Raw genomic sequence first — 13,837 nt, 5'->3', positions numbered from 1 at the left:
TTCTGCTTCCCCCTTTAGCTAAGTCCACTATTTAACCTATAATCTTAATTGAGGATATATGATCCCGATTAAGACGCTTATTAATGCCATTCTCTTCTCATCAATACTGCTTTTTGTTGGTTGTTTAAACTCGACTAAAAAAGAAGAAGTAAAAGGTTCACCTGAAGTGGTTAATCGTCTAATTGCTAAAAATATCACGCCGGCAGATGTTCCATCAAAAACTCAATCAATCATTACTTTATCCTATGAAAGCATTGATAGCGATTTAGCTTCAAGCTGTTCACTTTCTCAACTCTCGCATGTGAGTGTGACTCAAGCTTGCAGTTGCGATCAATTGGGTGTGTGTACTGTTGGTGTAACAGGAGCAGCAGCTTACACTGGTGCCGCAAGTTTTAATTACAATGTTGTGGCCGGAGGAAAAACGTCGACGACAGGGAAGGCGAGTTTTTCTATCTCTGCTCCTCCTGCTGGAAGTAATGAAGCCCCGACGATTTCTCCAATCAGCGCTAAAACAACGACAGAGGGAATTGCTATCTCTAATATTTCTTTTACTGTCGCTGATACAGACTCAACTGTTTCATGTGCAAATGTGACAGCGGCTTCTTCAAATACAACATTGATTCCGACCGCGAATGTGGTGGTGAGTGGATCGGGGACGAGCTGTTATGTCACAGTGACTCCAGCAGCTAATCAGATTGGTTCAAGCAATATCACCCTGACATTAACTGATACGGGGTCTCCTCTTCCAGCTCAAACGGCAGTGTCGACTTTTACTGTGACGGTTAATGCCTTTAACGATCCTCCGACAATTTCGACAATTTCAGCACAAATAACTAACGAAGACACTCCAACATCAGCGATTGCTTTTACGATTGCTGATGTAGATTCAACTCTTGCGTGTTCAAACGTGACGGCGGCTTCTTCTAATACTTCACTAGTGGCCGTATCTAATATTGTCATCGGAGGAACGGCACCAAATTGTACAGTAACACTTTCGCCAAGTTTAAATCAGTCAGGAGCTGTGACGATCACACTTACTGTGCGCGATAACGGGATGCCTCTTCCGGCAAAAACAGCTTCGACATCGTTTGGGTTAACTGTTGTTTCCGTCAATGATGCTCCGGTGATTGGAGCGATTGCAACTCAAGTGACAAATGAAAGTACAGCGAAGATGGTAAACTTTACGATTACAGATGTGGATTCTAACCTAACTTGTAATGGCAGTACCGTTATCACATCTTCAAATACGGCATTAGTTCCAAACACCAATATCTCAATTACGGGAATTGCACCGAATTGTACGGCGACAATTACACCAGTTAACGGCCAGTCGGGGACGACGACTTTGACTGTGGCAGTCTCTGATAATGGTTTTCCAATGCCGATTCAAACGACAACGACAACTTTTAATCTACAAGTGACAAAGGTGAATCAAGCGCCGACCATTTCTGCCATCACTAATAAGACAACAAATGAAGATACGGCAACGAGTGCGATCACTTTTACTATCGCTGATTCAGACTCCACAGTTTATTGTAGTAATGTAGTAGGGACTTCGAGCAATACAGCTCTAGTGGGCAACGCTAATATTGTTATTTCAGGGACGGCACCTAATTGTCAGGCCATCATTACTCCGACGGCCAATGGTTATGGTTCAGCTACCATCACTCTGACATTAACTGATAATGGAACACCTATGCCGGCATTGACGGCGACTTCTATTTTCACTCTTACAGTAAATGCAGTTAACGATGCTCCAACACTTTCGGCGATTGCTACGCAAACAACAGGGCAGGCAACCGCAAGTTCTCCAATCGCATTTACAATTAACGACGTAGACTCATCACTTTCTTGTACAGCGAGTGTGGTCGCGACGTCATCTAACACAACTCTTATTCCGAATGCCAATATTGTTATTTCTGGAACAGCTCCAAATTGCCAGGCGATGATTACTCCTGCTACTGGTTATGGTTCGGCGACCATTACGCTGACTCTAACGGATAATGGAACTCCGATGCCAGCGCTGAGCGCGACACAAACATTTACCATGAACGTGACTCAAGTTAACCAGACGCCGGTCATTTCATCTATTACAGCTCAAAGTACCAATGAAGATACAACTATTAGTGGAATTGCATTTACGATCACAGATGCTGATTCGACTGTTTATTGCAACAATGTGACTGGGACTTCAAGCAATACGGCCCTTGTTCCAAATGCAAATATTGTAATTACAGGAACAGCGCCAAATTGTGTGGCCGCGATTACACCGACAGCTAACAGCTCAGGTTCAGCTATGATCACGTTAACGTTAACTGACAATGGAGTTCCATTGCCGGCCAAAACGGCGACGTCTGCTTTTACATTAACAGTGAATGCAGTCAATGATGCCCCAACCATTTCGGCCATCACGAATAAATCAACTGATGAAGATACGCCAACGAGTGCGATTGCTTTTACGATTGCCGACATTGACTCTACTCTGACTTGCAGTGGAAATGTTGCCGGAACTTCTTCCAATACAGCTCTTGTTCCAAATGCAAATATTGTTATTTCAGGAACAGCTCCGAATTGCCAGGCGGTGATCACGCCTGCCGCCGACGCTAGTGGTTCAGCGACAATCACACTGACTCTTTCAGATAATGGCACACCAATGCCAGCAGCGACTGCGACCAGTGTTTTTGGTTTAACTGTTAATTCAGTCCCGGATCTTACAGGCTCTTTAACAGTTGCTGGTAACCTCTCTGGAGTTGCTTCTTCTTATTCTGGAAATTCATATGCCCGCACGATTGGTTTTACTGGTTTGACTGCAGATGAAGCTTTAGGTTCTGTTGAAGTTTGTTTAGGGACCGTGGCCGGATCGTGCGATGTCTCTTCATGGGTAGAGGCGACTGGTTATACTACTTCAGGTTCAGCTCCGACTGTTTCATTGGGAGGAAGCTATAAACTTAGAAGTGGTGTTGGTGGTGCTCAGGTATTTACGATTTATCCGTCATGTAGCTCAACCAATAATTATTACTATTCGGTAAGAGGAACAAGCGCTTCATCAAAATTAACCAACGTCCTGAGCACTCCTGCCTGGACATTCTGGGAACCAAGTTGTCTTGGTTCAACGGTTCTTGCTCAGTGGTTAGATGCAACCGAATCCTCAACAATGACGTTAGTGAGTTCAGCTATCAGCCAGATTACTGATAAGTCGGGTAATGGCCGAACGATGACTCAAGCAACTGCAGCGAAACGACCAGCGTATAGCGCAAGTAGCATGGGAGCGAACTTGCCAGGTTTCACTTTTAACGGAACTCAGTCGACCACTGCAGGTTCAAGCCTTGCTGGAACAGATTTTGTCTACGACTTTGGTGCCTCATCAATTTTTACAGTTATGAAAGCGGCGGCCATCAATGCCAACAGATACATTTACAGCGAAGGTAACACTGGAACAACCTCTAATGTATCGTATTCTCCTTTTGTCACTTCAACGACTAATACGATTACGAGTCTTCAGGTCAATAGTGGCAACGTGACTGAAGTGAACTTGCCGACGACGAGTACGACATTTTTCAACAATACAATCATGCTAGGAATGATGGAAGATTCAGGGACAACTTTTTATTCGTACACCAATGGTACGGCTCAGTCCCAAGCGAAAACGAACTACACGAGAGCAGGTTCGACACTGACGACTTCACGAATAGGGGCCCGCTTTAGAAACAATGCCGAGACTGGATGGATGGCCGGAGTGATGGGAGAGTTTATTGTAACCAACGGGGTACTAAGTACACTTAACCGTCAAAAACTCGAAGGGTATGCTGCCCACAAATGGGGAGTAAGTGCTAACTTACCGGCAGGACATCCCTATAAAACAACTCCTCCGTAGTACCTGATCAAAAGGCCCTTTATTTAGAGGCCATCCTTACCGCATAGGAAAGAACTCCCGCATAAGTTAAAATTATCCTATGAAAAAGAGTGCTCTCTTACTGACATTTTTCATTTTCTCTCAATCAGTTTTCGCCATTGATTTTGAAGATGCTGTGTTTCCGGAACTGGCAACCAGTGGTCGCGCACTCGCCATGGGGAACGCTTTTATTTCTAAAGTTGATGATGCTTCGGCCGCTTTTTACAATCCTGCAGGATTGGGAACTGTTCGTTACTCGCATCTGCACCTTTCAAATTTTCACCTTGAAGTAAACAAAGGTCTTCTTTCTACCGGAACAGGTGGAGCGATAACTGATGCTTTAAAAAATACGACGAAAATGTTCTCGCTGGATGGAACGCGTGAAGTTTTAAAAGATAACGTAGGGAAGATTTCTCATTCACGTTTTCACATGCTACCAAACTTTACATCGCGCTATTTTAGTTTTGGTTATTTGTTAGCTAAAAGAACCAGAGCAACTGTGGTTGATTCTTCGACAGCAGGATTTGAGTTTGCTGACAGATTAGATCACGGACCATACGCCGCTCTTAACATCTCTCTTTTTGGAGGAGTGTTTAAGGCCGGGTTATCAACAATCTTTTTAAATCGCAAAGAAATTATTGGGACAGCTGATCCAGCGGCGACTTTAACTGTCGCAGACAATGCTTATAAAAAAGGAAATGCTTTCATTGGAACAGCGGGAGCGAAGATCACTTTACCTGTTGTTTTCCTTCCAACTTTTTCAGCAACTCTTCACAATGCTTTTAAGCAGGAATTTAAAAACGGAAGAGGGGCAGGGGCCCCTGATTCAATTAAACAAAGTATCGATGTTGGTTTTTCGGTCACTCCACAGATCAGCAACAATAGCCGCATTCATTTTGAAATGAATTACAAAGATCTTTCAAAAGAATTTGATAATGTATCAGCTTCAAGAAAGTTCCTTCTGGGAATGGAAATTGATATTTCTCGCGTCTTTTTTATCCGCGCCGGTTATGGTGACGGGTTCGGATCTTTTGGTTTAGGGGTGAAGTCCAGAAAGCTGGAATTCGACCTGACAACCTACGCAGTAGACACCTCTTCGGCCAAGTTTAGAGGGCAAGAGGACCGCCGTTTCGCCCTTTCCCTGTCTAGCGGATTTTAATTCCAAAATTTTAGGCACTTACCCATTGGGGACGCAGAGCGTTCTCACTCCTCAAATTTAGACATTACGGACACTTTTAGGTAGAGTCTTGATACTTATTTTTATCACTCTTTAAGGATCGAAACTTATGTTGGGAAAGACAGCAAAATCTAAAGCAAAAGCACCACCGATGAAAGCCAAAGCAACGGCACCGGTTAAGGCAAAAGCAGCAGCACCAATTAAAGCCAAAGGCGGATCAAACGCTCACGCTAAAAAACTTGAGCTGGCAAAAAAATATAACTTAGGCAAAAAAGAAATGCTTGAGATGCTCTCAAACATTTATACATCAAGAAAAGTAGACGATGCTGAAATCTCAATGAAGAAACAATCAAAAGCTTTCTTCCAGATCTCAGGTGCTGGTCACGAAGGAATCCTAACAGCAGCTGCAATGGTTCTTAAACCAAAGTACGACTGGTTTCTTCCATACTACCGCGACCGCGCTCTATGTTTAGGTCTTGGGGTTACTCCATACGAAATGTTATGTCAGGCAAACGGAAACATGGGCGATACAGCTTCATACGGACGTATGATGCCAGCTCACTGGGGAAATAAGCCGCTTAACATCGTTAACAAATCATCTTGTACAGGAACTCAGTTCCTTCAAGCTTGTGGTCTTGCAGAAGCAGGAATCTGGTTTGAGAAACTAAAAAAAGAACACAAAGTTGATGTTTCATCAATGGACTACCACACTGACGAAATCGTTTACGTTTCAACTGGAGACGGAACAATTGCTCAAGGTGAATTCTGGGAAGGTTTAACAACTGCTTGTGTAAACAATCTTCCAGTTCTTTTCATGGTAGAAGATAACGGTTTTGCGATTTCAACTCCCACAACTGTTCAGTACCCTGAAGGATCAATTTCAAAAACTCTGGCAAACTTTCCTGGATTAAAAATCTTCAACACTGATGGATGTTGTCCAATCGAATCTTTTGCGACAATGACTGAAGCCGCGAAGTACATCAGAAAAACAAGAAAGCCTGCTCTTGTTCACGCAACTGTAACAAGACCATACTCTCACTCACTTTCTGATGACCACGGAATGTATAGAACAAAAGCTGAACTACACGAAGAAGGGCTAAGAGACGTTTTCAACGCTTTCCCTAAATTCTTAGTTGAAGCTGGTGTGATTACAGAAAAAGAAAGAGAGGAAGTTCTTAAAAAAGTAACTGCTGACGTTAAAGCGGCAATGGATAAAGCGATCAACACTGAGTGGCCAAAGCTGGACACAGTTCTTGATCACCTATACTCAGATGAGCATCCAATCACTGGATCTGAATTTGAAACAGCTCCAAACTTCTCAGGAAAAGATGACGTGCCAATGGCCGCTTCTATCAACAAAGTTCTTCGCACTGAGTTTGCTAAAAACCCAATGTTAAGAATGTGGGGAGAGGACGTTGCGGACTTCTTCGAAAAAGAAAGACTGAATAACCCTGAACTAAAAGGTAAGGGTGGAGTCTTTAAGCTTACAGCGAACGTTCAACGTGAATCAAAAGATGGTCAGGTTTTCAACTCACCACTTGCTGAAGCCAACGTTATTGGCCGTGCTATTGGTATGGCGATTCGTGGAATCAAGCCAGTTGTTGAAATCCAGTTCTTCGATTACATCTGGACAGCTTATATGCAATTAAAGAACGAGATGGCGACACTTCGTTATAGATCAGGTGGAGACTTCAAGTGTCCAATGGTCGTTCGTGTTCCAATCGGGGGATACCTAAAAGGTGGATCGATTTACCATTCTCAATCAGGTGAATCTCTTTTCACTCACGTTCCAGGTATCCGTGTAGCGTTCCCATCGAACTCTGCTGATGCTGCTGGACTTCTAAGAACAGCAATCAAGGGTGATGACCCGGTTATGTTCCTAGAGCACAAACACTTATACTACCAAGGGTACAACCGTGCTGCTGATCCAGGTGACGAGTACATGATTCCTTTCGGGAAGGCACGTATCGCTCGCGAAGGTTCAGATGCTACGATCGTTGCATGGGGTGCTTTAGTTCAAAAATCAATTGAAGCAGCTAAGAAATTAGAAGCGACAACTGGTAAGACAGTTGAAGTTATCGACCTAAGAACTCTTGCTCCATACGACTTCGAAGCTATCAAAAAATCGATTACAAAAACGTCTCGTTTAATGATTGCTCACGAAGAACACAAAACATCAGGATTCGCTGGAGAAATCGCAGCGAGAGTGAATGAAGAGTGTTTCGACCTTCTGGATGCTCCAATCCTGCGTGTAGGAGCTATGGACGTTCACTGTGCATACAACCCGGCCCTTGAAGATGTGATTCTACCTCAGGTAAATCACGTTGAAGAAGTGCTGGAAAAACTTCTGAACTACTAATAAAAAAACGAAGCCCTCGAAAGAGGGCTTTTTTGTAGGTGCCATGATGAAAGATCTTTTCAACCTGCCTAAAGACTTGCCGGCCCCACATGATGATGGGGCCGCTGATCACTTAGAAGGAATGTCATTGCCTTCTCTTGTTCTGCATACGACTGAGGATAGGGAAGTAAACATCCGCAACCTGGCAAAACAACCAACCATCATTTTCTTTTATCCGCGAACTGGAGTACCGAATGAGTCTGTCCCTGAGGGATGGGATATGATTCCTGGCGCGCGCGGGTGTACGCCTCAATCTTGTGGCTTTCGCGACCTTCATCAGGAATTTAAGACTCTGGGCTACGCAGTTTTTGGGGCCAGTACGCAGACAACTGAGTTTCAGCAAGAGTTTGTGGAGCGTAATCACATTCCATTTGAGATTTTAAGTGATGAGGACCTGGCGTTAACTGAGGCTTTGGAGCTGCCTACTTTTGAATTTAATGGAGAAACCCTCATCAAGCGAATGGTCTTAATTCTGGAGAATGAGAAGATCGAAAAAGTTTTTTATCCGGTGTTTCCACCTGATAAAAATGCAGAAGTTGTCCTAGGTTGGATACAATCTCAATTGAAATAATGCTAAGCGTTTAGAAAAATGGCCTAGGCTACTCTTTAAGGCTGAATTAAGCAAATATTAAGGCCACATTCAGCTCTGATTGATATAATATTAGAATTATATTCTTTTTTGAATAATTAAGGTAGGGTTTACTTAATTAAATCAGAGTGATTCGAGGTTAGTTTGGGCCATATATTAGTGCTTGAAGATGAAGAGAGCGCACGCAATTATCTTCGCGAAAATATTTCATGTTATGGAAACATTTCAGTCGCAGGAACTCAGGAAGAGATGGATTCTCAAATCCTGAAACATAAGTATGACTTAATTATTGCTGACTACTATTTAAAAGATAAAAACTGTTTTCAGGTTCTGTCTGAGTTTCGCTATCACTTAGGGCCAGTTCCTCTTATTCTGGTTTCGGGAAGACCTTCTGTAGAGATGCTTTCACAGGCCTTAGAAGAAAAGGTTTATGCTTTTATTCAAAAACCCATCGATATTCAAAAACTAAAAAATAAAATCGAAACGTTTTATACTTTCAATCCTGACTTCGACATTAGAGGGCATAAGATTATCCTTTTTCAGGATGACTGGAGTATCAAGATCAACGATCAGCTTTTCGAATTGACGGAAACTGAGTTTAAAATTTTCCGCTATTTTCTGGAGAGAGAAAACCAGGTGATTGACCGTCACGAATTGATCCATTATCTCTGGGGAAATTCAAAATCTTCAAGAAATAAATTGGACACTCATTTGACCAATTTAAAAAATAAAGTTCCTTTCGTAAAAGAGTCACTGCAAACTATTCCACGCGTAGGCTTTAAACTTAAGTAATGGACAATATTAAATACAAGAAGTCTTTTCTCATCATCGCCTATGGGGTGTTGGTGCAGTTCTTTATTTTGCCCTTTCTTGAATACCCTATGCTCAAAGGGGAAATGGTCAAGGCCTATCTCGTGGCCAAAACAATGACAGTCCTCGCATTGCTCTTTTTTATTTTAAGTGTGCACTTCAATAAGTTGGTAAAGTATTGGGTCATTATGTTCCATGTCTTCTGCTTTACTTATGTGCTTGTCGGTCAGTTTTTCAATCCGGGATATCACTTTGCGGCCATTCAATACATGTTTGTCTCGGCCATTGTGTTTGAAGGATTCTCTTTTGTCATTGCAGCTTTTCTTCCCATTTTTCTATTGGAGTACGCGCTCCATCCTTTCGCCAAGACTGTTTATGCCGATTACCCATTTTACCATGGTGATGTTTTTAATGCTCTGATCTCTTCGTGGATTGTGAGCGTTCTTCTTGAGAGATATGTCAGTCGAGTAAGGACAAAGCAAAGTTTTCTCGATCGCAAATTAAGATACAAAGGGATCAAGACAGATCTCTTTCTCCACGACTTAAAAAACAAACTTCAGCCGTTCTCTGGAATCAAAGAACTGCAGGAGGTTGTGGAGGCCGTTCGTTCGTTTAATTCATTCAGCGAAGTCGAGCAATTGAGTTTTAAATCTGTCGTGATGGACTTAAAGAGTAAACATCAGATTGAGGGAGAGTGCCTGGTCACTGGAGATGAAGACTTCTTTATTGATCAGATGGATTTACAGACTATTCTTACAAACTTAATGAAAAATTCGCAGTCTGCTGCTAAGGCGAGAAAAATATCGCTGCAAATGATCTTAAAGAATCGCAGTTCTGGTTTTATGTATGAAGATAATGCCGGCGGAATGAGCTTTGATCAGTTAAGCCATTTTAACCAAAAAGAATTTGGACCTTATCGTGGAGCTGAAAAGAAAGGTTACGGTCTTTTTCTTATCAAAAAACTTGTCGAGCATCAGGGCGGAAAATTTCTTGTGAGAAAAACATCCAATGGGACGCGCTTTGAAATTTCTTATTAGAAACAGTTAATCGAGTAGAACTCGTGACTTTCAGTCACGTAAGTCACCAGGCAAATTTCTTTGCTGATTTCTCTTGTTGTTAGATTCTTAACAGTTGTGCGTGCTGAGATGAGAGTATACTCAGCGCTTTGTGTATCTACAAAATTAATTTTTGAAATTTTTAGAACTGACCACTCACCAGAGGCCTGGTAGTAAAATTCAATTGCTTCCTGAGCACTTGTATAAAATTCTTTAATGCCACCAGCATGAAGTGGTGCTGAGGCAAGAAGAAGTGAAAGGCAAAGTGCTGAAAGAAATTTCATAGGAAGTCCTTTAAGAAACGTTTCAGCATTTGTACTGAAGGCCAGGTTGTTGGTCAAGTTAGACTTTCATTTTTTAACTTAAGTGGCTGAAAATGACAGGAGTCATGGCCGTATTTGTATGCAGAAAGATCAATAAAAAAACAATTGCGTATTTTCTTTTAGAAGCCTTGAGAATAAGCAGCGCCCAGACCGCGAGAATAAGAAAAACGGAAGAGCTGGTGAAACTCCCCTGAAGCATTTTTGCCATAAATTGCACACCTACGACATAGCTTCTGATCAGAGGCTCTCCCCAATTTAATGGGATCAACCAATAGCTCGCCAGAAACAAAAGCAGTGTCGGAAATAAGAGCGCGAAGAGGGCACTTCCCATTAGCCCTACAGGAATAGAAAGCAATGAAACTTTTTCTCCCATAAAAAGTCCCAGAATAAGCTGAGTGGAAAAGAGTCCAAGAATTAACATGATCTTGGAGTGATTTTGGAAAGCAAAAAACGTCCCGAGGAAAGCAAAGCTCATCAAAAATCCCAGAGGAGAATCAGAGTAATGGCCGCATAAAAAAGAAACGACAAAAGTCAGAAAGAAAATGACTTCAATTGACCATTTTCTTTTGGCCAAAAACTTAAATTGTAAAAGCAATCTCAAAATAGACAAACGATGGATGGAAGAAAAACCAGGAAGAAAAAAAGCAGATAAATAGGTCATGATTTTAATGATTCTTTGCCAGCGCTTAGCTTTCATTTTTTTCACTAAGAAAAAAAGAAGAAAGAGGACACTTGCATAGTGAATCCCTGAGGGAGCAAGCAAGTGAGAGAGGTTGGTCTTCTTAAAAGCTTTTCTGGTATAGGGTGAAATTCCATTTTTATTACCAGTAATAAAACTAAAAAGAAGGTTTGCGTTCTCTGGTTTTTTGAAATCCGCTTTCATTGACCTTTGGTACTTTTGCAAAAAAGGCGGGGTTGTCTTTGAGGGAGAGGGGTTTTGAGCAAGACCCCTCTCCATGGTTACTCCTAGTGAAAGGGCGAGAATAAGGCTAAATAAGACGAAGAATTTCATACCTAACTCCTTGAAAAAGAAGGGGGCGCATAAAAGACTTAACTCTTTGAGAGTAAAGGGTTAAATAGTAGGCAATCCGGGCTTTTTGAGGTCTCGGGCATCAGATTTTGAATAGGTTTTTATGAGTCTTATGACATTAGGGTTTGAAGCCGACTACGCTCGTTTTTTTGCAGAAGATGATCTGCAAGGAAATGCTTTTTACTTAAATCAACTTCCAACAGACATTGTAGAGTGCTCGCTTAAAATTAAAAGTGATGTCATGCTCTCAGGTCTTCCGTATTTTGTTGGTGCTTTTAATTTCTTAGGCGCCGAGCTCGACTACAACGATTTCAAAAAATACGAAGGGAAGAATTTTAAAAAAGGTGAAGTGATTACTTTCAAACTTCCTTTTGCTATCGCGCTTTCAGGTGAAAGAGTGGCGCTTAACTTACTTCAACAAGCAACACGCATTTCAACATTCACTCAGAAATTTGTGGAAATCGCGGCCGGATCAAAAACAACCATTCTTGATACTAGAAAAACAACTCCTGGGCTTCGCCAACTGGAGAAATACGCTGTCAGAGTAGGCGGCGCTCATAATCACCGTTTCTCTCAATCAGACGCGTGGATGATTAAAGATAACCACAAAACATTTTTTGGTGGTTTGGAAAAAGCATGGGCCTACTTTAAGTCGATGCAAACGTACTATCAAAACATCATCGTAGAGATTCACTCTCTGGATGAACTAGCTCTAGCGTTCGACTTAGGTGTTGAGCACGTGATGCTGGATAACTTTTCTAAGGAAGACCTGGCGAAGGCCGTTGCTATGAAAAAAGCAGGAGTCACTTATGAAGTGTCTGGAGGAGTGAAATTAGAAACTCTTAAAGATGCTCTACTGGAAGGAATCGATGCGATTAGTATCGGCGCCCTTACTCATAGCGCTCCTCACATTGATCTTTCAATGAAGCTAAAACCCGTAGGTTCAAAATGAGCGATTTTGAATTTGATGTCTTAATTATCGGCACAGGGATCGCTGGCCTTTCTGCGGCCGCAGGCCTTGCAGAAAGAGGTCTGAGAGTGGCCATCGTCACTCGCGAAAAAGACCCATCACAAACTAACACGGTTTGGGCTCAAGGTGGAATTATTTACGCTAAGGGATCGGAAGAATCTTTAGTGGAAGATATTTTAAAAGCAAGTGCTGGAACATCGTCAGTAGATGCGGCCCGACTGGTGGCGTACGAATCAAGTACCATTTTAGAAGACCTGTTAATTCATAAGGCGCACTCAAACTTTGAGCGCGATGAAAGCGGTGAGCTTCTTTTTACTAAAGAGGCGGCCCACTCGACTCCAAGAATCCTTTACCGTGGAGACTACACGGGAAAAGACATTCAGATCACTCTTTTAAATTACCTGAAGAATAGTTTTAAAAACGTGACGTTTTTTACGTCTCATACGGCGATTGATCTCCTGACAGCTCTTCACCACGGTGTGAAGATCCAGCAAAGATACGAAGAAAACAAAGTTCTTGGAGCTTATGTTTTTAACCAGGAAACAAAAGAAGTTCAGAAAATCCTGGCGAAGTTTACCATCTTAGCGACTGGTGGGATTGGTGCGATCTATCTTCACCATACAAACTCTGAAGGCGCTCGCGGAGATGGTCATGCCATGGCCAAGAGAGCTGGTGCTGTTTTAACAGACATGGAGTTCATCCAGTTTCACCCGACAAGTTTCTACGCTGGAGCGACACATAGACGCTTCTTGGTAAGTGAAGCGGTTCGTGGAGAAGGTGGACTATTAATTAATTCGAACGGCGTTCGTTTTATGGGGAAATACCATCCTGATATGGAGCTTGCTCCACGCGATGTGGTGGCCCGTGCGATTGCTGATGAAATGATTGAAACTCAAAGTGACTGCGTTTACCTGGATATCACTCATAAAGACCCAGAGTGGATTAAAAACCGCTTCCCGACGATTTATAAGCACTGCCTTGAGCATGGTGTGGATATGTGCAAAGACCGCATTCCTGTAGTTCCGGCCGCTCACTATACGTGTGGTGGAGTGAAGACAGATTTAAAAGGGCAAACAACACTAAAGAATTTATATGCTGTGGGTGAAGTCGCGTGCACTGGTCTTCATGGGGCAAACCGTTTAGCTTCAACATCACTTCTAGAAGGAATGACGTTCGGTCATTTCGCTGCTCTTGATATCATCAAAAAAGTGGATAATGAAAAAATCTACTCTGGTGACCTTATCAAAAATTGGGTTGATGGAACTGAAGAAGTCGACACTGCTCTTATTCACCAGGACTGGCAGACATTAAAGCAGACAATGTGGAACTATGTGGGACTGACGAGATCAAAGGATCGTCTTTCGCGCGCAGAGGCCATGTTCAATGAACTCTCAGATGAAATTAACCGCTTCTATAAAGATGCCAAACTTGTCGATAGCTTAATCGGTTTAAGAAATGCCGTTGAAGTTGGTCACCAGGTTCTTCTGGCCTCAAGACGTAACACTCAATCAGTGGGATGTTTCTACCGCAAATCTTAGGTAAAAAAAGAAAGAGCCCGGTTTAGGGAAACCAGGCTCAGTGGTAGGGCAGTGA

At 42.4% G+C, this 13,837-nt stretch carries 10 protein-coding genes; 8 read left to right on the top strand and 2 right to left on the bottom strand.

The features are described from left to right. Positions 1–58 precede the first annotated feature (58 nt). The 6 genes from AC6JA8_RS17480 (at position 59) to AC6JA8_RS17455 (ending at position 9,903) form a co-directional block, all read left to right on the top strand. Positions 59–3,874 carry a beta strand repeat-containing protein gene (locus AC6JA8_RS17480; protein ID WP_497974953.1) on the top strand — a complete coding sequence of 1,272 codons (3,816 nt, stop codon included), beginning with the start codon at positions 59–61 and terminating at the stop codon, positions 3,872–3,874. A gap of 79 nt (positions 3,875–3,953) precedes the next feature. Next, complete coding sequence (locus AC6JA8_RS17475) at positions 3,954–5,051, top strand: hypothetical protein (protein WP_497974952.1); 1,098 nt, start codon at positions 3,954–3,956, stop codon at positions 5,049–5,051. 127 nt (positions 5,052–5,178) lie between these two features. Further along, positions 5,179–7,428 (top strand): alpha-ketoacid dehydrogenase subunit alpha/beta, encoded by a 2,250-nt coding sequence (locus AC6JA8_RS17470; RefSeq protein WP_497974951.1) that lies wholly within the window; start codon positions 5,179–5,181, stop codon positions 7,426–7,428. Positions 7,429–7,471: 43 nt separating this feature from the next. Then, on the top strand, positions 7,472–8,038 hold the full coding sequence (locus AC6JA8_RS17465) for a peroxiredoxin (protein WP_497974950.1): 567 nt from the start codon (positions 7,472–7,474) through the stop codon (positions 8,036–8,038). Between the two features lie 162 nt (positions 8,039–8,200). Next, positions 8,201–8,848, top strand: coding sequence for a response regulator transcription factor (locus tag AC6JA8_RS17460; RefSeq protein ID WP_497974949.1), 648 nt, complete (start codon positions 8,201–8,203; stop codon positions 8,846–8,848). After that, positions 8,848–9,903, top strand: coding sequence for an ATP-binding protein (locus AC6JA8_RS17455; RefSeq protein WP_497974948.1), 1,056 nt, complete (start codon positions 8,848–8,850; stop codon positions 9,901–9,903). Before AC6JA8_RS17460 ends, AC6JA8_RS17455 begins: the two co-directional genes overlap by 1 nt. Here the strand turns inward: AC6JA8_RS17455 and AC6JA8_RS17450 are convergent. Together AC6JA8_RS17450 and AC6JA8_RS17445 are read right to left on the bottom strand one after the other, a co-directional pair. Then, positions 9,900–10,205 carry a hypothetical protein gene (locus tag AC6JA8_RS17450; protein WP_497974947.1) on the bottom strand — a complete coding sequence of 102 codons (306 nt, stop codon included), beginning with the start codon at positions 10,203–10,205 and terminating at the stop codon, positions 9,900–9,902. The genes AC6JA8_RS17455 and AC6JA8_RS17450 overlap by 4 nt on opposite strands. Before the next feature lie 73 nt (positions 10,206–10,278). Then, entirely contained in the window at positions 10,279–11,127 is an 849-nt protein-coding gene (locus AC6JA8_RS17445; protein ID WP_497974946.1) for a ComEC/Rec2 family competence protein, read from the bottom strand. A gap of 250 nt (positions 11,128–11,377) precedes the next feature. On the opposite strand from AC6JA8_RS17445, the gene nadC reads away from it, so the two are divergent. Further along, entirely contained in the window at positions 11,378–12,226 is an 849-nt protein-coding gene (gene nadC / locus AC6JA8_RS17440; protein ID WP_497974945.1) for a carboxylating nicotinate-nucleotide diphosphorylase, read from the top strand. Continuing rightward, entirely contained in the window at positions 12,223–13,782 is a 1,560-nt protein-coding gene (gene nadB, locus AC6JA8_RS17435) for an L-aspartate oxidase (protein ID WP_497974944.1), read from the top strand. Before nadC ends, nadB begins: the two co-directional genes overlap by 4 nt. The last annotated feature ends 55 nt before the right edge of the window (positions 13,783–13,837 follow it).

Source organism: Bacteriovorax sp. HI3, from assembly GCF_059738875.1.
The sequence above is the reverse complement of the archived record's forward strand: the minus strand, read 5'-3'. Positions and strand labels throughout refer to the sequence as shown.

Excerpts from the sequence above, each read along its gene's own strand:
- AC6JA8_RS17470 (WP_497974951.1), top strand. The coding sequence starts at position 5,179 with ATGTTGGGAAAGACAGCAAAATCTAAAGCAAAAGCACCACCGATGAAA.
- AC6JA8_RS17480 (WP_497974953.1), top strand. The coding sequence starts at position 59 with ATGATCCCGATTAAGACGCTTATTAATGCCATTCTCTTCTCATCAATA.
- AC6JA8_RS17455 (WP_497974948.1), top strand. The coding sequence starts at position 8,848 with ATGGACAATATTAAATACAAGAAGTCTTTTCTCATCATCGCCTATGGG.
- AC6JA8_RS17445 (WP_497974946.1), bottom strand. The coding sequence starts at position 11,127 with ATGAAAGCGGATTTCAAAAAACCAGAGAACGCAAACCTTCTTTTTAGT.
- AC6JA8_RS17450 (WP_497974947.1), bottom strand. The coding sequence starts at position 10,205 with ATGAAATTTCTTTCAGCACTTTGCCTTTCACTTCTTCTTGCCTCAGCA.
- nadC (WP_497974945.1), top strand. The coding sequence starts at position 11,378 with ATGAGTCTTATGACATTAGGGTTTGAAGCCGACTACGCTCGTTTTTTT.
- AC6JA8_RS17475 (WP_497974952.1), top strand. The coding sequence starts at position 3,954 with ATGAAAAAGAGTGCTCTCTTACTGACATTTTTCATTTTCTCTCAATCA.
- nadB (WP_497974944.1), top strand. The coding sequence starts at position 12,223 with ATGAGCGATTTTGAATTTGATGTCTTAATTATCGGCACAGGGATCGCT.
- AC6JA8_RS17465 (WP_497974950.1), top strand. The coding sequence starts at position 7,472 with ATGATGAAAGATCTTTTCAACCTGCCTAAAGACTTGCCGGCCCCACAT.